Annotated in this window: 17 protein-coding genes and 1 riboswitch; of the genes, 2 read left to right on the top strand and 15 right to left on the bottom strand. The window is 45.2% G+C overall.

What is annotated here, in order from left to right:
• Positions 1-136: 136 nt before the first annotated feature.
• The 4 genes from ACKA06_RS12460 to ACKA06_RS12445 form a co-directional block, all read right to left on the bottom strand.
• Positions 137-607: an acyl-CoA thioesterase gene (locus ACKA06_RS12460; protein WP_411159789.1), complete on the bottom strand. Its 471-nt coding sequence runs from the start codon at positions 605-607 to the stop codon at positions 137-139.
• Positions 608-1,331: 724 nt separating this feature from the next.
• A complete protein-coding gene (sdhB, locus tag ACKA06_RS12455; RefSeq protein ID WP_032087422.1) occupies positions 1,332-2,099 on the bottom strand; it encodes a succinate dehydrogenase iron-sulfur subunit in 768 nt (255 codons plus the stop codon).
• Positions 2,099-3,862: a succinate dehydrogenase flavoprotein subunit gene (gene sdhA, locus ACKA06_RS12450; protein WP_032087421.1), complete on the bottom strand. Its 1,764-nt coding sequence runs from the start codon at positions 3,860-3,862 to the stop codon at positions 2,099-2,101. Before sdhA ends, sdhB begins: the two co-directional genes overlap by 1 nt.
• Before the next feature lie 67 nt (positions 3,863-3,929).
• Positions 3,930-4,538: a succinate dehydrogenase cytochrome b558 subunit gene (locus ACKA06_RS12445; RefSeq protein ID WP_032087420.1), complete on the bottom strand. Its 609-nt coding sequence runs from the start codon at positions 4,536-4,538 to the stop codon at positions 3,930-3,932.
• A gap of 347 nt (positions 4,539-4,885) precedes the next feature.
• Here ACKA06_RS12445 and ACKA06_RS12440 point away from each other — a divergent pair, with 347 nt between their 5' ends.
• Positions 4,886-5,323, top strand: coding sequence for a YslB family protein (locus tag ACKA06_RS12440; RefSeq protein WP_032087419.1), 438 nt, complete (start codon positions 4,886-4,888; stop codon positions 5,321-5,323).
• A gap of 185 nt (positions 5,324-5,508) precedes the next feature.
• Here the strand turns inward: ACKA06_RS12440 and ACKA06_RS12435 are convergent, their stop codons facing one another.
• From ACKA06_RS12435 to ACKA06_RS12400, 8 genes are all read right to left on the bottom strand, one after another.
• The gene (locus ACKA06_RS12435) at positions 5,509-6,747 is read right to left on the bottom strand and encodes an aspartate kinase (protein ID WP_032087418.1); all 1,239 of its coding nucleotides are present in this window, start codon (positions 6,745-6,747) and stop codon (positions 5,509-5,511) included.
• A gap of 202 nt (positions 6,748-6,949) precedes the next feature.
• Positions 6,950-7,128: riboswitch (Lysine riboswitch) on the bottom strand.
• A 246-nt stretch (positions 7,129-7,374) separates the two neighbouring features.
• On the bottom strand, positions 7,375-9,147 hold the full coding sequence (gene uvrC / locus ACKA06_RS12430) for an excinuclease ABC subunit UvrC (protein WP_064564447.1): 1,773 nt from the start codon (positions 9,145-9,147) through the stop codon (positions 7,375-7,377).
• Between the two features lie 87 nt (positions 9,148-9,234).
• Positions 9,235-9,555, bottom strand: coding sequence for a thioredoxin (gene trxA, locus ACKA06_RS12425; RefSeq protein WP_268876352.1), 321 nt, complete (start codon positions 9,553-9,555; stop codon positions 9,235-9,237).
• 237 nt (positions 9,556-9,792) lie between these two features.
• The gene (locus ACKA06_RS12420; protein ID WP_032087415.1) at positions 9,793-10,773 is read right to left on the bottom strand and encodes an electron transfer flavoprotein subunit alpha/FixB family protein; all 981 of its coding nucleotides are present in this window, start codon (positions 10,771-10,773) and stop codon (positions 9,793-9,795) included.
• Positions 10,774-10,839: 66 nt separating this feature from the next.
• Complete coding sequence (locus ACKA06_RS12415) at positions 10,840-11,613, bottom strand: electron transfer flavoprotein subunit beta/FixA family protein (RefSeq protein WP_032087414.1); 774 nt, start codon at positions 11,611-11,613, stop codon at positions 10,840-10,842.
• Positions 11,614-11,756: 143 nt separating this feature from the next.
• A complete protein-coding gene (locus ACKA06_RS12410) occupies positions 11,757-12,527 on the bottom strand; it encodes an enoyl-CoA hydratase (RefSeq protein WP_411159788.1) in 771 nt (256 codons plus the stop codon).
• A gap of 21 nt (positions 12,528-12,548) precedes the next feature.
• Positions 12,549-13,136 (bottom strand): TetR/AcrR family transcriptional regulator, encoded by a 588-nt coding sequence (locus ACKA06_RS12405; RefSeq protein WP_032087412.1) that lies wholly within the window; start codon positions 13,134-13,136, stop codon positions 12,549-12,551.
• Positions 13,137-13,283: 147 nt separating this feature from the next.
• Positions 13,284-14,978 carry a long-chain-fatty-acid--CoA ligase gene (locus ACKA06_RS12400; RefSeq protein WP_411159787.1) on the bottom strand — a complete coding sequence of 565 codons (1,695 nt, stop codon included), beginning with the start codon at positions 14,976-14,978 and terminating at the stop codon, positions 13,284-13,286.
• Positions 14,979-15,334: 356 nt separating this feature from the next.
• On the opposite strand from ACKA06_RS12400, the gene ACKA06_RS12395 reads away from it, so the two are divergent.
• Entirely contained in the window at positions 15,335-16,684 is a 1,350-nt protein-coding gene (locus ACKA06_RS12395; protein ID WP_411159786.1) for a glucoamylase family protein, read from the top strand.
• A gap of 512 nt (positions 16,685-17,196) precedes the next feature.
• Here ACKA06_RS12395 and ACKA06_RS12390 read toward each other — a convergent pair.
• From ACKA06_RS12390 to polX, 3 genes are all read right to left on the bottom strand, one after another.
• Positions 17,197-17,604 carry a DUF350 domain-containing protein gene (locus tag ACKA06_RS12390; RefSeq protein WP_032087409.1) on the bottom strand — a complete coding sequence of 136 codons (408 nt, stop codon included), beginning with the start codon at positions 17,602-17,604 and terminating at the stop codon, positions 17,197-17,199.
• Positions 17,605-17,621: 17 nt separating this feature from the next.
• The gene (locus ACKA06_RS12385; protein WP_411159785.1) at positions 17,622-19,982 is read right to left on the bottom strand and encodes an endonuclease MutS2; all 2,361 of its coding nucleotides are present in this window, start codon (positions 19,980-19,982) and stop codon (positions 17,622-17,624) included.
• A 177-nt stretch (positions 19,983-20,159) separates the two neighbouring features.
• Positions 20,160-21,872, bottom strand: a complete 1,713-nt coding sequence (gene polX / locus ACKA06_RS12380; RefSeq protein ID WP_411159784.1) for a DNA polymerase/3'-5' exonuclease PolX — start codon at positions 21,870-21,872, stop codon at positions 20,160-20,162.
• Positions 21,873-22,205 lie beyond the last annotated feature (333 nt).

Genomic DNA, 22,205 nt, shown 5'->3' with positions numbered 1-22,205 from the left:
TCCTTGCCTTCGCCAGCTTTAAACCGCGGGGATGGGTATTGTCGGTCGTCAGAATATCATATGTGAAGGTGCGGTTTAGAGTGACATAGAGAAGAAGTAATTTCAAAAATTAGGCAGTGATTCATTCACACAGTATTCAGGATGAGGAGGACATGACTGGTGGACAGTCAAATTTCTTTCTCATCTCTTCCGTCCAAGGGACACCTTTTCCCGTCTTACGTGAAATCTGTACCATCGTTCCTCTGCCAACGAAGCAGACATCTTGCTTTTCATTTACGCCCATATAATGCAGGTCGACTGAAGATTTCCCTACTGTGGCCGCTTTCACATAAACATTCAAGCGTTCGCCAAAGTAGACCTGCTTCAGGAAGTCGCACTGCAGGTCTGCTACGACTGGGATCGTTTCATGATCGGGCTTCACCCAGTCCTGCATGAATCCCTGATATTTAAAGAAGTCGGTTCTTGCTTCCTCGAAGTATGTAAATGGAACAGTATTGTTCAGATGTCCAAACATATCCGTCTCGGAAAAACGAACCTTGATTTCTATGGAGAAATGAAATTCTTCTTGCCATGTGTCTATGTCTTTAATGTATGTAATGTGTTTCAAAATGGCTCCTCCTTTTAGGTAGATAATAAAATGAATGAATATTCATTCTTTTTTGTTTATTATAATCTTTTTTACTTCATTTAGGAACCGTTAAGTATTAAAAACTTCTATAGAGAGATGTCCCAAGTTATACCGCTTATTGATTTCCGTGCAAGACTTCGCTTTCCGCTGGTAGCCCGTGAGCCTCCTCGCAGTCTCGCGGCAGATTCTGTCCAGCTGCTCTTCCCGCAGGAGTCTTCGCCTTGCACTACAATCAAACGCTGGAACTCCCTGATAACTGACGTACATTTTAAACCAGTTTTAAATACCTTCCAACAAACTTGCAGGCTAAATCAAAACGTGTGCGCCAGTACATTAATTCCTTATTTTCCCAAATGACGGAATTATTCTCAAAATCGAAAGAATAAAGCGGAAAATTCAAAGATTAATGATTAAAAACGAAAGATTATTCTCCTGAATTCGAAGATTACTGACCAATTTCGAAAGATTCCTTTAACTCCATAGTAAACGGCCCTAAAATTCATCGATTCAAACAGCTAAATCAACATAAATTAAGCTGCTTGTGGTTCATAATCAACAAAATGGTCACTAAAAAGTCTCAATTACCCCACTACTTGATGTCCACCAACGATTTTTCCGAAAAAATGCATACAAATCAAAGAACTTCCTAACTTCCCGCACCATAATAAAAAAGCACTTCCCCGAAGGAAAGTGCTTTTTGGTATTAATCTACCATATGGTCGCTTCCGAAGAAGTTCTTGAACATTTGGAAGGATGTTTCGCGGTTCAGTGCTGCGATTGAAGTTGTCAAAGGGATTCCCTTCGGACAAGATTGCACGCAGTTCTGGGAGTTACCGCAGTTGGCAAGGCCTCCATCTCCCATGATGGATTCCAGACGTTCATCCTTGTTCATGGCACCTGTTGGATGCGCATTGAAAAGGCGAACCTGTGAAAGCGGTGCAGGACCGATGAAATTGGACTTGCTGTTTACGTTAGGGCAGGCTTCCAAGCATACTCCGCATGTCATGCATTTGGATAATTCATAAGCCCATTGACGTTTTTTCTCCGGCATGCGGGGACCAGGTCCAAGATCGTAAGTCCCGTCGATCGGGATCCATGCCTTTACTTTTTTCAGGCTGTCGAACATCCGGCTGCGGTCGACCTGCAGGTCACGCACGACCGGGAATGTTTTCATCGGAGCCAATTGGATCGGCTGTTCGAGCTGATCGACAAGCGCAGTACAAGATTGTCTAGGCTTTCCGTTGATCACCATTGAACAGGCTCCGCAGACTTCCTCAAGACAGTTCATATCCCAGTTGATCGGGGTTGTTTTTTCACCCTTGGCATTGACCGGGTTACGGCGGATTTCCATAAGGGCGGAAATGACGTTCATATTCGGGCGGTAAGCCAGTTCAAATTCTTCCTGGTAAGGAGCGGATTCAGGGCCGTCTTGACGAGTAATGATAAAACGGACAGTCTTGTTTTCACTCATCACTTACTTCCCCCTTTACTCTTAGAATAGTCGCGCTTACGCGGTGCAATCATGCCTGTGTCGACTTCTTCATAATGGAACTCAGGTGAATTCGTTGCTGCATTATATTTTGCCATTGTCGTTTTGAGGAATTCCTCATCATTACGCTCAGGGAATTCAGGCTTATAGTGCGCTCCGCGGCTTTCGTTTCGGTTAAGTGCACCGATCGTGATGACACGCGCAAGCTGAAGCATATTCCACAGTTGACGTGTAAACGTGGCACCTTGGTTGCTCCATTTGGCCGTATCGTTGATGTTGATATTCTTGTATCGCTCCATAAGCTCAAGAATCTTATTGTCTGTTTCTTTCAGTTTATCATTATGACGGACCACCGTTACGTTATCGGTCATCCATTCACCCAGTTCTTTATGGATGACATACGCGTTTTCGGTTCCATTCATGGACATGATCGTGTTCCACTTTTCCTCTTCCTGCTGCACGTGGCGTTCGAATACGGAAGAAGGAACACTTTCTACGGACTTTTCAAGACCTTGGATGTACTTGACTGCATTCGGTCCGGCTACCATACCGCCGTAGATTGCTGAAAGCAGTGAGTTGGCTCCAAGACGGTTCGCACCGTGCTGGGAATAATCACATTCCCCTGCAGCGAAAAGACCTGGGATATTTGTCATTTGATCATAATCAACCCAAAGTCCGCCCATTGAATAGTGAACGGCAGGGAAGATCTTCATTGGGACTTTACGCGGATCGTCTCCCATGAATTTCTCATAGATTTCGATGATCCCGCCAAGTTTGATATCAAGTTCCTTGGAATCTTTATGGGAAAGATCAAGGTAAACCATGTTTTCTCCATTAATACCGAGCTTCTGATTCACGCACACATCGAAGATTTCACGTGTCGCGATATCACGAGGTACCAGGTTTCCGTAAGCAGGATACTTCTCTTCAAGGAAATACCAAGGCTTACCGTCTTTATACGTCCATACACGTCCGCCTTCACCGCGTGCAGATTCACTCATGAGGCGAAGCTTATCATCACCAGGGATGGCTGTCGGGTGAATCTGGATGAATTCACCGTTCGCATAATATGCACCCTGCTGGTACACGATTGAAGCTGCAGACCCTGTATTGATGACAGAGTTCGTGGACTTACCGAAGATGATGCCGGGTCCTCCTGTCGCCATGATGACAGCATCTGCCGCAAATGATTTGATTTCCATCGTTTGAAGGTTCTGTGCAACGATCCCGCGGGCAGCGCCATCGTCGTCCACGACCACTCCGAGGAATTCCCAGCCTTCGAATTTATTTACAAGACCTGCCACTTCATGGCGGCGGACCTGCTCGTCCAATGCATACAGAAGCTGCTGTCCAGTGGTCGCACCTGCAAATGCGGTACGGTGATGCTGCGTTCCGCCAAAGCGTCGGAAATCAAGAAGTCCTTCCGGCGTACGGTTGAACATGACACCCATGCGGTCAAGCAAGTGGATGATGCCCGGTGCTGCTTCTGTCATTGCTTTTACAGGAGGCTGATTCGCAAGGAAATCCCCTCCATATACTGTATCGTCAAAGTGTTCCCAAGGAGAATCGCCTTCCCCTTTTGTGTTTACGGCTCCATTAATTCCACCTTGAGCACAAACAGAGTGAGAACGTTTAACGGGTACAAGTGAGAATAAATCCACTTCCGTTCCTACTTCTGCTGCTTTGATTGTGGCCATTAAGCCGGCTAAACCGCCGCCGACTACAATAATTTTGCCTTTACTCATCGTGACTCACTCCTTTTCCTGCGGAAGTTGCCTGCTGATATCTATCAGACTTCTATAATTGTTTCTCTTATACAAACGCGAAGATTGCGCGCATACCAACTACTGATAACGCTACAAAAATTCCGATCGTTACATATGTAGCAATTAACTGAGAACGCGGTGTAACCGTGATACCCCAGCTTACACAGAATGACCATAAGCCATTAGCAAAGTGGAAGATCGTGGATAATACACCGATTACATAAAAACCAAGCATTAATGGATTCGATAAAATATTCTCCATCATCTGGAAGTTGACTTCAGCTCCAAACGCTGCAGCTACTCTGGTTTCCCATACATGCCATGTTACAAAGATAAACGTGATTACCCCTGACACGCGCTGCAGAAGGAACATCCAGTTGCGGAAATAACCGAATTTGGTGGCGTTATTCTTGGATGTGAACGCAATGTAGATTCCATAGATAGCATGGAAGTACAATGGTAGGAAGATGATAAAGATCTCAAGGAAATAACGGAACGGCAGACTTTCCATAAAATGTGCCGCTTGATTGAATGATTCTTCCCCGCCAGTTGCAAAATGGTTCACGACTAAATGTTGAGTTAAAAATAATCCAACTGGAATAACACCTAGTAATGAATGAAGCCTGCGATAATTAAATTCTCGATTTCCAGCCATGATTTACCCCCCTTAATCATAAAATATGAGGCCGTTTTCTAATCAACATCATCATTAGACAACGATACATATTTTATGTTGTAACAATTATGTGACAAGTTTCATTTTACTCCCATAGAGTGTGAGCGTCAAGAAAACGTATACATAAATTCGACAATATCGCTAAAATATTTTTAATTTAGAGATAACGACTAAACACGATTAAACCCGCCTCCAATAATTAGAATTTTCTAATTATTAACCAATAATATTATACCGCCAAAATATCCCAACTTTCATTTTTCAGGTTTGGGATGATAAATCGACTTTTCATGTATATAATAGTTTTATAGAAAGAGGGGATATATTTGGAACAGAAAAAAGAAGAACTTTATGAACCAACCGTCCCGGTTTTCGGCTATGAAATGATAAGGGATATCCTGCTCCCCGACATCTTGGGTAAGCACACCCCGGAAATCTTATATTGGGGCGGCAAGCAGCTCTCCAGAAAATTCCCCCTTCAATCAATTGATGAATATTCATCTTTTTTTGAAGAAGCAGGCTGGGGGACATTGACGGTTGTGGAACAAAAGAAAAATGAAATGACCTTTGAACTCCGCGGTGCATTTGTCGAAAGACGCCTGTCTCTAAATTCAGACGTTTCATTTAAATTGGAAGCCGGCTTTCTTGCAGAACAAATCCAGCTCCAAAAAAAATGCACGACTGAAGCAGCTGACGAAATACATAAACGAAATCGGTCCGTAAAAATCATCGCCCGCTGGGATGAAAAAGATAAAGTCGAATAAACAGCCGGCCTCCGTTAATAGATGAATGGGAAAGGGTTGACTCTTCAGGAGTCAACCCTTTTTATTTAAAACTGGCCGGACCCAGTCCCTTTAGACGTTTCGGTCCGGCATGTGAAGAAAACAGAAGACTTCTCTGGTCGGACAGGAAGCGTTTACCGGGCTAAGACAAGACGCTTCCGCTCTTTTTACAGTGTCACTTCTTCTACTTTGACAGCATCCAGTTTGAACGCCGTATGTAACACTCCTGCTGCTTTTTGCATATTCACCTGATCCACCACGGCCGACACCTTGATTTCAGATGTGCTGACCATTTTGACGATGATGTCATTTTGAGCAAGGACCTCGAACATTTCTGCCGCCACTCCCGGGTTCGAGATCATTCCGGAACCGACGATTGATACCTTGGCAAGATCTCGTTCATGCTCGATATGCGTGAAGCCGAGCTCATCCTGATTCTTCTCCAATACAGACAGGGCTTCTTCAAGGTCATGTTCCTTGATTGAAAAAGATAGATTCGTTGTATCCTTGTCTGTCTGGCTCTGAATGATGATGTCCACGTTCAGATGATTCCTGGCCAGGGTTGTGAATACGGACGATAGGCCTGTCAATGCGTTCCCGAGCCCGAACACTGTCACCCTTACGATTTCATCTTCAAATGCGACTCCTCTTACCACCAAATTCTGTTCCATGCTTGCTTCCTCCTCAATGTACGTACCTTCGACTTTTTCAAGGCTTGATCTCACTTCCAGCGGGATTTGATAATTTTTCGCAAACTCGACAGCCCTTGGATGAAGGACCCCTGCCCCCAGATTGGCAAGCTCGAGCATTTCGTCATACGAAATCGATGGCAGCTTCCTTGCACCCTTTATATATCGGGGATCGGATGAATAGACCCCGTCCACATCTGTATAAATATCACACCGGTCTGCTTTCAGTGCAGCCGCGATTGCCACTGCGGTCGTGTCAGATCCCCCGCGGCCGAGCGTAGTGATTTCACCTGAAGGCGTCATACCCTGAAACCCTGCTACGATCACGACTTTTCCGCTTTCCAGCTGTGCTGTCATCTTTTCTGTATGAATATTGATGATGCGTGCGTTGCTGTGGACGGATTCCGTCTCGATCCCCGCTTGCCATCCAGTGTACGAAATGGCTTCCTGACCGGCCTGAATCAGCGCCATTGTCAATAGTGATATGGTTACCTGTTCCCCAGTCGACAACAGCATATCCATTTCCCTTTTACTTGGGCGTGAAGTGATTTCCCTTGCCATTCCTACTAGCGCATCCGTTGTTTTCCCCATGGCGGATACGACCACGACCACGTCATTTCCCCGATTCTTCTCTTCTAAAATTCTTGACGCAACATTTTGAATTTTTTCGACAGATCCTACAGATGTCCCGCCGAATTTTTGAACGATAATACTCACAGCTTCTCCTTCTTTCTCTTTGAGTGTAGAAATAGAATCTTATTTTTTGAAGAGAATCATCTGACTACTGTTGAGATCCCGCTGCAGCGAGGATATTGTTTCATCCTTCTGCAGTCCCATGCCTGATAATAAAAAAAGCAATGAGATGGAGGTCTCATTGCTTATGAACTTAAAGTAAAAAATACTGATCCGTTCATCGGCATTGTGAGATAGCTCTCCAAGATTGATTCATCTTGACAATCCTGCATTTCTTAAACGCAGGACCAGCGGGATTAGTATGAGTCCAATACCACTTCGGCGAATCTCCCCTTCCCAGACATCTCATCGGAGCCCATACTCCTCTTTGCCTGTACTCTTGAAGTTCGCACCTCTATCACCACTTTTGAAAGTGATAATGTTTTAAATTATCGATAATTATAGCACACGAAAAAATTGGAAGCAATGAGGTTTTTATAAAATTGCGATAAATTTTTTGGGTCATTCGGGTGAAACGAACGTTTCACCCGCTTTTCAGCGGAGCTGAAAAGTCCCATATCAAATAAGAAAGCCTGGACCAAGCTCGCTTGGTCCAGGCTTTCTTATTTGATATGGGAAATGAACCAACAAATTAAACGTTATCCATATACCCTATTCGTTTAGTTTCTCATGCAAAACTTTCGCCACTGATTCAGGGATTCCGATGTCCTGAAGTTCCTCTGCCGTTGCTTCTTTCATTTTTTTCATGGAGCCGAAGTGTTTGAGAAGCTGTTTTTTGCGCTTTGGTCCGATTCCGTCGATGTCGTCGAGGATGGATTGGAAGGCGCTTTTTCCGCGCAGCTGGCGGTGGAATGTGATAGCGAAACGGTGGACTTCGTCCTGGATTCGCTGGAGCAGGTAAAATTCCTGACTGCGTTTTTCCAGGGGTACGATCTGCAAGGGATTTCCGTATAGGAGCTCGGATGTCTGGTGTTTATCGTCCTTGGCAAGGCCGCCTAAAGGTATATCAAGTCCCAGCTCATTTTCAAGCACTTCACGGGCCGCTTCGATCTGGCCTTTTCCTCCGTCGATGATGATGAGGTCCGGAAGCGGAAGACCATCCTTCAATACCCTCGAGTACCGTCTTCTTACCACTTCCCGCATCGAGTCATAATCATCCGGGCCTTTGACGGTCTTTATCTTGTATTTCCGGTATTCTTTTTTAGCAGGCTTTCCATCCACGAAGACGATCATCGCTGATACCGGAGCGGAGCCTTGTATATTCGAGTTATCGAATGCTTCGATCCGGAACGGGGTATAGATCCCCATCTGTTCGCCGAGACTTTCAATCGCTTTGATCGTCCTCTCCTCATCTCGCTCGATCAGGGCAAACTTCTCATCAAGCGCCTGCTTGGCATTTTTCTCCGCCAATTTCACCAGCTCTTTTTTCTTGCCCCTTTTCGGCTGTGTGATCTTCACTTCAAGGAGTTTCATGGCGAGTTCTTCGTCAATATCCTCCGGCAGAAAAATTTCTCTCGGCTTGAAATGGTTTGCTTTTGAATAAAACTGGCCAAGGAATGTCAGGAATTCATCTTCAGGTTCGTTGTAAAGAGGGAATAATGAAACATCGCGTTCAATCAATTTACCCTGCCTCACAAAGAAGACCTGCACACACATCCAGCCTTTATCGACGGCGAAACCAAACACATCCCGGTCTGTAAAGTCGGTCATCGTCATCTTCTGCTTTTCCATCGTTGCTTCTATATGAAGGATTTGATCCCGGAATTCCTTTGCCCGTTCAAACTCAAGATTTTCAGAAGCTTCCTTCATTTTTTCCGAAAGCTCTTTCTTGATTTCTTTGTATCCTCCGTTGAGGAATCTCGCAATTTCATCCGTCATTTCCCTGTACGTTTCTTTGCTCACTTCTTTTACACAAGGGGCGAGGCACTGTCCCATATGGTAATAGAGGCAGACGCGGTCAGGAAGTGTGGTACATTTACGCAGCGGGTAAAGTCGGTCAAGCAGCTTTTTCGTTTCATTCGCCGCACCCACATTCGGGTAGGGGCCGAAATACTTTCCTTTTCCCCTCTGTACCTTGCGGGTCGTAATCAACCGCGGATGACGCTCATTGGTCAATTTGATGAAAGGGTAACTTTTGTCATCCTTTAACATGACGTTGTATTTCGGGTCATACTTTTTAATCAGATTCATTTCGAGCACAAGGGCTTCAAGATCTGAAGATGTCATGATATATTCAAAGTCTTCTATTTCCCCGACTAGCCTTTGTGTCTTCGCATCATGGGAGCCCGTAAAGTATGACCGGACCCTGTTCTTCAGTACTTTTGCCTTCCCGACATAAATAATCGTGCCCTGCCTGTCTTTCATCAGATAGCAGCCGGGCTGATCCGGCAGCAGGGCAAGTTTATTGGTAATGACAGAATTCACGTAGTTCCCCTCCCTTCTTCTATCATAACCGAAGGAATAAGAAAAGCCGAGGCACCATGCCCCGGCTTTTCAATCAATCACTTCTCATTAAGCATGTTTATTCAATAATTCAGCAAGAGCTTCTTTTGGTTGGAAACCGATTACTTTATCCACTACTTCGCCGTCTTTAAGAACAACAAGTGTAGGGATGCTCATTACGCCGTACTTGCCAGCTGTTTCCTGGTTTTCATCAACGTCCACTTTGACGATTTTCACTTTGTCTCCCATTTCGCTGTCAAGCTCTTCCAATACAGGAGCGATCATTTTACAAGGTCCGCACCAAGGTGCCCAGAAGTCAGCCAGTACAAGTCCAGAGTTTGTTTCATTTACAAAGTTTTGGTCAGTAGCATTTGTAATTGCCATAAGTATATGCCTCCTAATTTCATGAAATCTAACGTAAGTATATCACCGATAAAAGGGCTGTGCTATAAATCTGCTCGTTGGTAATATACCCTTCCGAAAACGTTCTATGCAATGCTTCAGAAAATACACTTTTAAAACCTCTGTCGGAATACAGGGCGAAAAAATAAGGAGTAGCCGTCTGGCTACTGCCTTATTTTCTTATACTATTCATTTACCCGTGGATGTGTTTTTAAAACGTCCGGTTTATGAAGATGAAACTTTAAGTTTCTTGAACTCTTCCGTGAGCATCGGCACGACTTCAAAAAGGTCGCCCACGATTCCGTAGTCTGCCACGTTGAAGATGTTCGCTTCAGGATCTTTGTTGATTGCCACGATCACTTTGGAGTTCGACATACCCGCCAAGTGCTGGATGGCCCCAGAGATTCCACATGCAATATAAAGGTCCGGCGTTACAACCTTACCAGTCTGACCGATTTGCAGTGAATAATCACAGTAGTCGGCATCGCATGCTCCACGTGATGCTCCGACTGCTCCACCGAGTACGTCAGCCAGTTCTTTCAAAGGTTCGAATCCGTCTTCACTCTTCACTCCGCGTCCGCCTGCAATGATGACTTTTGCTTCAGACAGATCGACGCCTTCGCTTGCCTTACGGACAACATCCTTGATGATGGTGCGTAAGTCCGTAATATCGACGGATAGTGAAGATACATCTCCGGAACGAGATTCGTCCTTCGCCAATGGTTCGATATTGTTAGGACGGATAGTGGCAAAAATCAACCCGTCAGTGACGATTTTCTTTTCGAACGCTTTCCCTGAGTAAATCGGACGTGTGAACACAAGGTTTCCGCCCGCTTCTTCAAGGTCCGTTGCATCGGAAATCAGTCCTGTGCTGAGCTTGCTCGCAAGTTTTGGAGACAGGTCTTTTCCTAATGCAGTGTGGCCGAAGATGATTCCTTCAGGCTTCTCCTGGTCGATTACAGCCATCAATGCCTGTGAATAACCGTCAGATGTATATTGATCAAGCTTATCATGTTCAACAACAATCACTTTATCTGCACCATACTGGATCATTTCCTGGCCTAAAGCGCTTACTTCTTTGCCGGCTAAAACACCGATAACTTCGCCGCCTTCTGCAACAGTTTTACCTGCAGCAATCGCTTCGAATGACACGTTACGCAATGATCCGTCCCTGACTTCTCCTAGTACCAATACTTTTCTTGCCATGTTAAATACCCCCTGAGTGTTAGTTGAGTGTGAATAGATATGTTATAAACGAGATCTCTTCCGAAATCAGACTACTTTCGCTTCATTGCGAAGAAGCTGAACCAGTTCTGAAACCTGAGCATCAAGCTCGCCTTCCAATACTTTACCTGCTTCCTTCTTAGGCGGAAGGTAGATTTCGATAGTCTTTGTCTTCGCTTCCACATCATCTTCATCCAGATCTAAATCATCCAGTTCCAATTCTTCAAGAGGCTTTTTCTTCGCCTTCATGATACCAGGGAGGGATGGATAACGCGGCTCATTCAATCCCTGCTGCGCAGTTACTAATAAAGGCAGTGAAGTTTCGATCACTTCAGAGTCACCTTCAACATCGCGTGTGACCGTCACTGTTTCACCATCGATCTCAAGTTTTGTGATCGTTGTAACGTATGGTATATCCAATTGCTCCGCTACGCGCGGGCCTACCTGGCCTGAACCGCCGTCGATTGCTACATTACCTGCAAGGATAAGGTCAACATCCTGGTCCTTTAAGTATTGAGACAGAACGGATGCAGTTGTAAACTGATCTCCATAGTCAAGATCATCTTCAGTATTTATCAATACAGCTTTATCTGCTCCCATTGCCAAAGCTGTTCTTAATTGTTTTTCACTTTCTTCTCCACCGACAGTCACGACTGTCACTTCACCGCCGTGGGCATCGCGGACTTGAATCGCTTCTTCCACTGCATACTCATCGTATGGATTTATAATGAATTCAGCCCCATCTTCTGCGATTTGACCGTTTTGGATCGAAATTTTCTCCTCAGTATCAAACGTTCTTTTCAAAAGTACATAGATGTTCATTCCTAAGTCCCTCCTAATAATTGAAAACATTCTTTCCCTTAAAAAGATTTTGAAAATTTAACCCCTTTGAATGGGCAGTGCGTAAAATGATAACGTTTTCACACTGCCCTTATCATGATTTTACTATATTAATAGAATGTTTACTAGCCTTTAAAATCAGGTTCTCTCTTTTCTATGAATGCCGAAATGCCTTCTTTCGCATCATCGGACACAAAGACATCTCCGAAAAGATCCGATTCCCTCATGACCCCTTCATAGAATCTGTCATCCTTTGTATAGCTCAGAAGCTCGATTGCAGCTTTCATGGCGCCAGGGCTCTTCTTGGCGATTGTATTCGCCATTTCTTCCGCTTTGGCGAATAACTCTTCTTCCTTGTATGCTTTATTGGCAAGTCCCCATTGGACTGCTTCCGTACCGCTGATCGGTTCGCTGGTCAAAAGCATTTCTGCTGCCTTTGCCCTGCCGACAAGCTTCGGAAGGCGCTGTGATCCCGCAAACCCAGGGACAAGCCCCAATTGAAGTTCTGGAAGGCCAAGCTTTGCATTCTCAGTGACAAGGCGGATATGACAGCCCATCGCGAGTTCCAGTCCGCCTCCCAAAGCAGCTCCGTGAATGGCCGCGATGATAGGCTTCGAGAAGTTTTCCATCCGCTCGAAAACATCCTGTCCTTTTTTTGCAAGTTGAGAAAATTCCTCTCCTGTTTCAATCGTTGTGAATTCTTTTATATCTGCTCCAGCAGAGAAGAATCGGCCTTCTCCTTTGATAAGGATGACCCGGACTTCCGGATTTCCTTCAAGTTCATCAAGAACGGCATCGATCTCCCTGATGAGACCGCTCGCAAGTGCATTTGCAGGCGGCCGCTGTATGGTAACATGCGCTACCTTTCCTTCTAATGTCCAAGATAAATTTTCCATGTGTCATCCTCCTATACGTATTCAGTTCCTGCCGCCACATCCATGAAGTAATAGTTTGTGTATAGCAGGGACTTGAGCCACTATATCATATTTTTGATCATTCATTACCCAGGTTGTGACCACTTCATCCAATGTCCCGAAGATCATCTGACGGGCCAGCCGCACTTCGAGATCATCAGGGAGTTCACCTGCCTCGATCCCGCTTATCAGGATTTTATCCACCAATTGAAGATATCCTTTTAACACATCGTTGATCTTGAAACGGATATCTTTATTGGACTGACGGAGCTCGAGCTGTGTGACAATGGCTAAATGATGATCTTCTGATAGAAGCTTGCAGTGATTTTCCACCATGACATATAATTTCTCTGAAACCGTCTGTTTTCCTGCTATCACTTCTTCTGTTTTTTCAATAAAGATGGACATTTTCTCCCTGAATAGTGAAATCAGGATGTCTTCCTTGTTTTTAAAATAAAGATAGATGGTGCCGTCTGCGACGCCTGCCTGTTTGGCGATCTTTGACACCTGTGCCTGGTGATAGCCGTTTTCAGCTATCACAACGACTGCCGCATCAATGATTTGCTTATATTTAGGTTTATTTCGCTTCATATTTAGTAGACCTGCCTTATCGAAATATGAATGAATGGTCATTCATATTTTAATAATAAAATGTACGTGTCTGAATGTCAAGGAAGATCCTTGTCCCATTCTGCTAAAAAAAGAGAGCGAATCCCATGAAAGATTCACAGTTTGATTTTAGCTTAATTTCTGCTCTTCTTCTACCTTTTTACGTTCTTCATCCACAAGGGCTCTTCTTAAGATCTTTCCTACTGCGGTTTTAGGCAGCTCTTTCCTGAATTCATAAATCTTCGGCACTTTATAGGCAGCAAGATATTTGCGGGCAAATTCGTCCAGTTCTTTCTCTGTAAGGGATTTCCCTTCCTTCAGTACGACATATGCTTTGACCGTCTCGCCGCGGTATGGATCCGGTACCCCTGCTGCGACCACTTCCTGTATCGACGGGTGTTCGTAAAGGACTTCTTCTATTTCCCTTGGATAGATGTTAAATCCGCCTGCTATGATCATATCTTTTTTCCTGTCGACCACATAGAAGTATCCTCTTTCGTCCATATATCCCAAATCCCCGGTCAAGAGCCATCCATCTTTCAATGTCTGTTCCGTTTCTTCAGGTCTGTTCCAATATCCTTTCATCACTTGAGGCCCCTTGACGGCGATCTCACCTATTTCCTTCACGGGCAGGGGTTCGCCTGTCTCAAGTGAAAGGACGGCACTGTCTGTACTCGGCCATGGCAATCCGATGCTCCCTTTAATTCTTTCTTTGTCCCAAAGGAAGTTAGCATGGGTGACCGGCGAAGATTCCGTAAGGCCATAACCCTCCACCAGTTTTCCTCCGGTGACTTCCTCGAATTCCTGCTGGACCTCCACAGGTAGCGGCGCGCTTCCGCTGAGACATGAATCGATGGAAGAAAGGTCATATTTCTTCAAGTCGGGGTGATTCAAAATGCCGATATAGATGGTAGGAGCGCCCGGGAACAATGTAGGCTTCTGTTTCTGTATCGTTTTCAATGTGGTTTCGACATCAAATTTCGGAAGCAGGATCATTTTATACCCCTGCATGATGGATAGGATCATCACTGCCGTCATCCCGTACACGTGGAAGAATGGGAGGATGCCCAGGATTTTCTCTTCACCTTTTTTACATTTATACAGCCACGCATCACACATCGAGGCATTCGCCACCAGATTTTTATGCGTCAGCATGACTCCTTTCGGAAATCCCGTAGTCCCCCCTGTATATTGGAGAAGGGCTATGTCATTCTCAAAATCAAATTCGCCCGGTATCGGTTCGGCTGCCGGTGAAGCCATGATCTCTTTAAACAAATGATTCTGCTCGGAAGGTTCCACCTTGACGACGATACCGTACTGCTTCTTTTGGATGAAAGGATAAATCATATTCTTTGGAAATGGGAGGTATTCTTTGATAGCGGTTACAATGATGTGCTGCAGATCTGTTGCCCCCATGACTTTTGACACCCTCGGGTAAAGAATGTCCAGCGTGAGGATGACTTTTGCCCCCGAGTCTTTCATCTGATATTCAATTTCCCTTTCTGTATAAAGCGGATTGGTTTGCACCACCACCCCGCCTGCATACAGGACACCGTAATAAGCAATGACAGACTGCGGTGTATTTGGAAGCATGATGGCGACACGGTCCCCTCTTTCAATCCCGAGCCCCCTCAAGTAATGGGCAAACTTCAATGCGGATTCATACACTTCATGATACGTCAATTCTTTCCCCATAAAATGGATGGCAGACTTGCTTCCATACATTTCAGCCGCCTCGGTTAAAAAAGAGTGCAAAGGTTTCTCAGGCAGCGTCAACTTACCGGGAATCTCATCCGGATACTCTGCAAGCCAGGGTTTCGTCATTGTAATCCCTCCTTCATAATATTTAGAAAATTTAGTTCTTTTCACTATTATAATATAATGGGACACCACTTACAATTTGAATTACCATTCAGCCGTGACTTAATTCCCACGCTTATTTCAGAAATCTGTGGATCGGTTTCATTAATTGTCTCTTTTATTAAAGGATATGATGTCATGCTTTTCCCACATGCCGGACAGGTTCGTTCTCCTTTCTGCTTCCCCTGACGTATTACCCATAACGTGAAGCATCCCTGTATCAAATGACCGAATATTAAGAAATTAGCTTTCTTTATCTGAAAATCATGTTACACTTTTGGTGAAACGTTTCGATAACATGATTGGAAGGGGTATTGCATATGAAAAAGAATATCAGTCTGTTCACGATTTTTAGTCTGATCATCAGTCTCCTGTACATCCCTGCTGCTTCGGCGCAAGGAAAAGACGGCAGGGACATCGCTTTCCGCGCAGAATTGAAAGCGATTGCAAAAAAGACGTATAAGTATTATGAGGATCATACCGATCCGGCTACCGGCCTTACATTTGATGAAACGCGTTACACCGAAGAAGGGAAGAAAAATGCGGAGCATACTTCCCCTACCAATATCGGGATGTATATGATGAGCACTGTTTCTGCGCAGGAGATGGGTTTCATTTCAAAAGAAGAAGCAGTCGACCGTATACAAGGTACCTTGAATACGCTGGAATCGATGAAAAAATGGAACGGTCTGTTTTATAACTGGTACTACACCAAGGACGGTTCCCTGAAAAAAGACTGGGGCCAATTCATCTCCCAGGTGGATAATGGCTGGCTTTCTGCAGGATTGATCGTCGCCGGACAAGCCTATGAAGAGCTGAACGGCCAGACAAGCGAACTGGTGGAGAACATGGACTATTCCACCCTTTATGACCCTGAAGTCGGACAATTCCGCGGAGGATACGATGTGGCACAGGGGAAATTGACCGACCATCACTACGGTCTGCTCTATACAGAACCGCGGGTAGCGAGTTATATTTCAATCGGAAAAGGAGATGTTCCGAAAGAGCACTGGTGGAAAATGGAGCGTACTATCCCGGCCGAATGGGACTGGCAGTCTCAAATTCCGGAGGGGGAATATGCTGAATATGACGGTGTATCCGTCTATGAAGGCCACTATGAATACAATGGCGTGAAATTCGTCCCAAGCTGGGGAGGAAGTATGTTCGAAGGCCTGATGCCGGGAATCGTTTTGAAGGAAAAAGAGCTTGGCAAACAGGCACTTGGACTGAATAACCAGCGTCATGTCGAACTGCAAATCCAATATGCCAAGGATAAAGGATATAAAGCATGGGGCTTTTCGCCGGCAGCAACCCCTGACGGCTACAGTGAATTTGCCGCTACACCGCTCGGGACATCGGGCTACGCAGACAAATCGACCGTAACCCCTCACGCATCCTTCCTTGCCCTTGATTACGCACCTGAAGAAGTGCGCAAAAACCTCAAAGTGCTAAAAGGAATGGACACGTACGGAAAGTACGGATTCTATGATTCAGTCAATGTGGAAACTGGTGAAATTGCAAAAGCGTACCTTGCCCTTGATCAGGGGATGATCATGGTTTCGATCGCAAATTACCTGAAAGACGGAGTGATCCGTGATTATTTCCACCAGGACCCAATCGGGAAAAAGCCTGAGGAACTGCTTGAGAAGGAAGTATTCTCGATTCAATAGTTCTTTTAAAGGCTGGAACAAAAGTACTTGAGTTTAAGTTAAACCCGAACTGATTTGTCTACCGGGCAAATCAGTTCGGGTTTTTTGTTTGATCATACAGCTAGATATCAGACCTTTCCAGCGGTTGATTGGAGTGCAAAACGCAGACTCCTATCAGAAAAGTGAAAGGGCTTTGCTCAGAGGCGTGTGGCATAAGACGAATCGGCCTGGAAGGCGCTCTTTGCCTTCTTGGTCGGTTTGGCTTATGACATTTGCCTCTAAGCCCTGGAACTGGACAGTTCCTCTATCCGTTAATAGGAGGAGGCTCACCAACCGCCCGCGGAAAGCGGAGTTTTGCACGGAATCATTAGCGGAGATTGAGGTTAAACTTTAAGTTTTTATAAAAAAGCTGCCTCTTTGATCGAGACAGCCTTTAGCTTAAGTGAAAAACACCATATAAATAATTCCGACCAGAATAAATCCTGCACATAAAACGAGTAAAACTTTCGCTAATGTTTCCATAGTTCCTCTCCTTACGAAATCCCTGCCCCTATGACATAAGACAATCCGACCGATATGACAAGTGAAATGAAGCCGACCGCACGATTATCCTTTTGTATCTCTTCATCAATTTTGAACTTCGGCGTTAAAAATTCATAAATGAAATATCCGATCAGCAGAAGGAAAAAACCGAAGAATCCCCATCCGATCGTCGTGAGGACCGAATCGTTCTGCTGAATGGAATACCGGAAAATATTCGCTATCCCCAATATCTTTCCGCCGGTTGCCATGGCAACGGCCAAGTTGCCTTTTTTAATTTCTTCCCAATTTTTATACTTGGTGACCAGTTCAAATATAGTCAGGAAAAGGATGAGGCATAGTATGACGACACTGTAGTTCCCTGCCGTTTGAATATATTCATTCTCCCAAAAATTCTCCATTGCTCCGCTCCCTATGCTTATTTAAACTTCACGACCGTGACACCCGTTCCGCCTTCACCGGCATCACCGAAGCGAATACTTTTTACTGAACGGTGATTCTTCAGATATTCCTGCACACCCTGTCTCAAAGCCCCGGTGCCTTTCCCATGAATGATGGACACTTGAGGATATCCCGCAAGAAGGGCGTCATCAATATATTTCTCCACCCTCGAGAGGGCGTTATCGAACCGCTCTCCCCTGAGATCCAGCTCTACACTGACATGAAAATCTTTACCTTTCACCACGGCAAGAGGTTTCGTTTCAACCTTCTGCTGTGTCTGGATGAATTCGAGGTCCGATTCCTTCACCTTCATCTTCATGATGCCCATCTGTACCTGCCATTCCTTGGCGGACACTCTTTCTACCAGGTGTCCTTTCTGGTCGAAGCTTATCACTTTGACTTCATCCCCGGGCTGGAATTCACGTTTGGTACTTTGGGTCTTCTTCTTTTGCAGCGAAGACTTAGGAAGCTGAGGTGCTGCTCCTTCAAGCTGCTTCCTTGCTTCGATCAGCTCATGTTCCTTGATTTGTGCCGATTTTTCCTGCTGCATCTTCCGCAGATCCTTAATGACGCGTTCTGCTTCCTCTTTGGCTTTTTCCACCACAGTCTCGGCTTTTTGCTGTGCTTTTTCAAACATTTGGTCTTTCTTCTCGTAATACTCCATCATTTGCTTTTGCATGTCTTTATGCATTTTCTCTGCTTGCTTTAAAAACTCATGTGCTTCTTCCAGCTCTTTTTCACCTTGGCGTCTGCTTTCTTCCAATGATGCAATCATGTTTTCGACTTCTTTACTGTCAGTGCCAATATGTGACTTAGCACGCTGGATGACAGTTTCAGAGAGGCCGAGGCGCTTTGAGATTTCGAATGCGTTACTTCTTCCCGGTACACCCAGGAGCAGCTTATAGGTCGGGCTTAGTGTTTCAACGTCAAATTCAACACTTGCATTGACAACGCCTTCTCGGTTATAGCCGTACGCCTTTAATTCAGGGTAGTGCGTTGTCGCCACCACCCTTGCGCCCTTGCCGTGTACTTCATCAAGGATGGAGATGGCGAGTGCAGCACCTTCCTGAGGGTCGGTACCTGCACCTAGTTCATCAAACAAAACAAGGCTTTCGTGATCCACTTTATTTAAGATATCCACGATGTTGACCATGTGGGAAGAGAACGTACTCAAACTTTGTTCGATCGACTGCTCGTCCCCGATATCGGCATAAATCGAATGGAAGATCCCTACTTCCGAGCCATCGAGAGCGGGGATCGGCAGTCCTGCCTGGGCCATGATGTTTGTTAGGCCGAGCGTTTTAAGCGTGACGGTCTTCCCTCCCGTATTCGGACCGGTGATGACAATTGATGAGAAATCAGTGCCCAACTCAATATCATTCGCCACTGCTTCTTCCATCGGCAGCAGCGGGTGACGTGCTTTATTCAGTTTGATTCGCCGTTCATCGTTGATGATCGGTTTGGATCCTTTGATGGATTGCCCGAATTTTGCTTTTGTGAACATGAAATCGATGTCTGATAAAACATGAACGATGATGAGCAGTTCTTCTTCGGATTCCTGTACTTTTACAGAAAGGGCAAGAAGGATCTTTTCAATTTCGTTCTGTTCTTTCAGCCGCAGTTCGCGAAGTTGATTATTTAATTGTACGATTGCTTCCGGTTCAATGAACAGGGTCTGTCCGGAAGAAGATTGATCGTGGATGATCCCTCCGTAATGTCCTCTATACTCCTGCTTAACAGGGATGACATAGCGGTCATTACGGATGGTGATGATCGCATCGGACAGCATCTTTGATGCATTTGACGACCGGATCATGCGCTCGAGCTTCTCCCTTATCCGCCCTTCGTTCGCACGGAGCTGTGCACGGATGGATCGCAGTGTTTCACTCGCGGAATCCAGAATCTCCCCGTTATCATCCACTACATTCCTGATTTCCTGCTCCAGATGCGGGAGCGGTATGACTGAATCCAGTTTCGTCTGCAGGAGCGGGATGGATACTTCATCATCGACCAAATCTTCAACAAATGTCTTAAGCTTCCTGCTTGCACGGATGGTACTCCCGACCTGTACAAGTTCCCCTGGGGACAGCATGCCTCCGATGCCTGCCCGTTTCACATGGGGACGGATATCAAAGATACCGCCTAACGGTGCATGCCCTTTCAAACGAAGGATCTTCATCGCTTCATCCGTTTCCTCATGCATGGCGGTAATCTCTTCGAAGTCGGTCGAAGGAGCCAGGGTTGTGACCCTTGCATGCCCGAGTGCCGAAGCGGCAAACTCTTTCAACAATTCCTTTATTTTATCAAATTCCAGTGTTCTTAGTACTTTAGAATTCACAAGCTTCTTCCACCTTTTATAAGAAAAGCGCAAGCGCCGTTTTCAGCCCCTGGAAACGCTTCAGGTTCGACAGGTGAGTCGTTCTTAGACTTCAGTGTGCGGACATGAACGTCTCGTGTGGGCCGGGCGCTGGAGCTGGCCATTTCTCAATTTTAAGTATTATTTTTTATAATTAAATCAATCATTTCGATTTAAAAAGTCCAATAGGTCTTCTTTGTCCCATGTATTAATGACGGTGTCTTTCTTGATCCAGCCTTTTTTCGCTGCTGCCACACCGATATTCATGAATTCAAGATGTTCATGGCTGTGTGCATCGGTATTGATGAAAAGCTTAACCCCGGATTCCTGGGCTTTCCGGATATTTTCCGCTGATAGATCCAGCCTGTTGGGATTAGCATTAAGCTCGAGGGCCGTATCCGTCTCTTTGGCGAGCTTTATAAGCAGGTCCATGTCCACATCATACCCTTCTCTCCGTCCGATGATTCTGCCTGTCGGATGGGCGATGATATCGACATGCACACTGTCGAGTGCCGTTTTCAGGCGTTCCATGATCTTATCCTGCGGCTGCGAAAAACTTGAATGAATGGATGCGATGACGAGGTCCACTTTTTCAAGGATATCATCACTGTAATCAAGCGATCCGTCAGGAAGGATATCCATTTCAATCCCTGACAGGACTTCGATCTCATCATATTTTTTATTGATTTCCTTGATTTCTTCAATTTGCTTCAGCAGACGTTCATCGGTGAGACCGTTCGCCACACGCAAATACTTTGAGTGATCGGTGATGGCCATGTACTGGTAGCCTTTGTCTATGCAGGCCTGAACCATTTCCTCGATGGAGTAGGCTCCGTCCGACCAGGTCGTATGCATATGCAGATCACCTTTGATATGAGAGGAATCAATCAAATCATAGCCCTCTTTATACTCGTCCACTTCTTTGCCGTCCTCCCTTAATTCAGGGGGAATGAACGGCAGATTGAAATGAGCATAGAATTTTTCTTCGGTTTCGAATGTTTTGATTTCTCCTGTTTCACTGTTTTCAACGCCGTATTCACTGATTTTCTCACCGCGTTCTTTTGCAAGCTGCCTCATCCTGACATTATGATCTTTAGATCCGGTAAAATGATGAAGTGTTGTAGCGAATTCTTCCGGTTTGACGATCCGGAAATCAATGCTGACATCCCATCTATATTGCAGGGTGAGGGATACCTTTGTCTCTCCGGCAGCAATGATTTCAGTGATGGCAGGAAGTTTCAACAGCTCTTCCTTCACCTTTTTCGGCTTATCCGTTGAAATGATGAAATCGAGGTCTTTGATCGTTTCCCGCATTCTCCTTAAGCTTCCCGCTCTTGAGAAGGTATTGATTTCCTTGATGTTTGTCAAGTAAGCTTCGATTTCTTCCGCTATTCCTGTCATGAACGCAATAGGCAGCCGCTCCGGTCGTTTACCTGCCTGGGCGATCGCTGCCAGGATCTTTTCTTCAGTCTTTTTGCCGAACCCCGGCAGCCCCTGTACTTTCTCCGAACGGCAGGCTTCCTCAAGATCTTCGATGCCTTCGACGCCCAGCTCGCTGTACAGCTTCGCAATTTTCTTGCCTCCGAGTCCCGGGAGCTGAAGAAGCGGGATCAATCCCTCCGGCACTTCCGCCTTCAGTTCTTCGAGTACCGAGGATGACCCTTCCTTGATATATTCTTCGATTACACCCGCCGTTCCCTTGCCGATTCCGCTCAATTTGGTGAAGTCACTGATATCACTCAGACTGCGGTCATCATTTTCAAGCGCAAGCGCCGCTTTCCTGTATGCCGATATTTTAAAAGAGTTCTCACCCTTGAGTTCCATATAAATCGCAATCGTTTCCAATAATTTAATAATATCCTTCTTATTCATCCCATCCACCTGCATTTCTCTATAAAAATAAACTCAACCGTTAGACTTCTCTTATTATATAGTAGCAAAATAAACGAAAAAAGAAAGCGATGCAACTGGAATCCTGTTGATTTTTGGCTTATAGAGTGAAACGTTCGTTTCGCTCGCTTTTCAACTTTGCTGAAAAGTCGCCAGTATGGAAATGCCCTGAGGCACAAATGCATTTGTGCCTCAGGGCATTTCCATACTGGCGGAATAAGCCGAAAATCAGGACTCAAACAGTGAAAAAAGCTGACTCTTTAAGGAAGCTGATAGGTTAAGGGATATCCTTAACTGCTATCATATTATCCTTTT

It is taken from the genome of Rossellomorea oryzaecorticis (assembly GCF_045897515.1).
Classification (GTDB): Bacteria; Bacillota; Bacilli; order Bacillales; family Bacillaceae_B; genus Rossellomorea; species Rossellomorea enclensis.
This window is presented reverse-complemented; position numbering and strand designations above follow the sequence as displayed.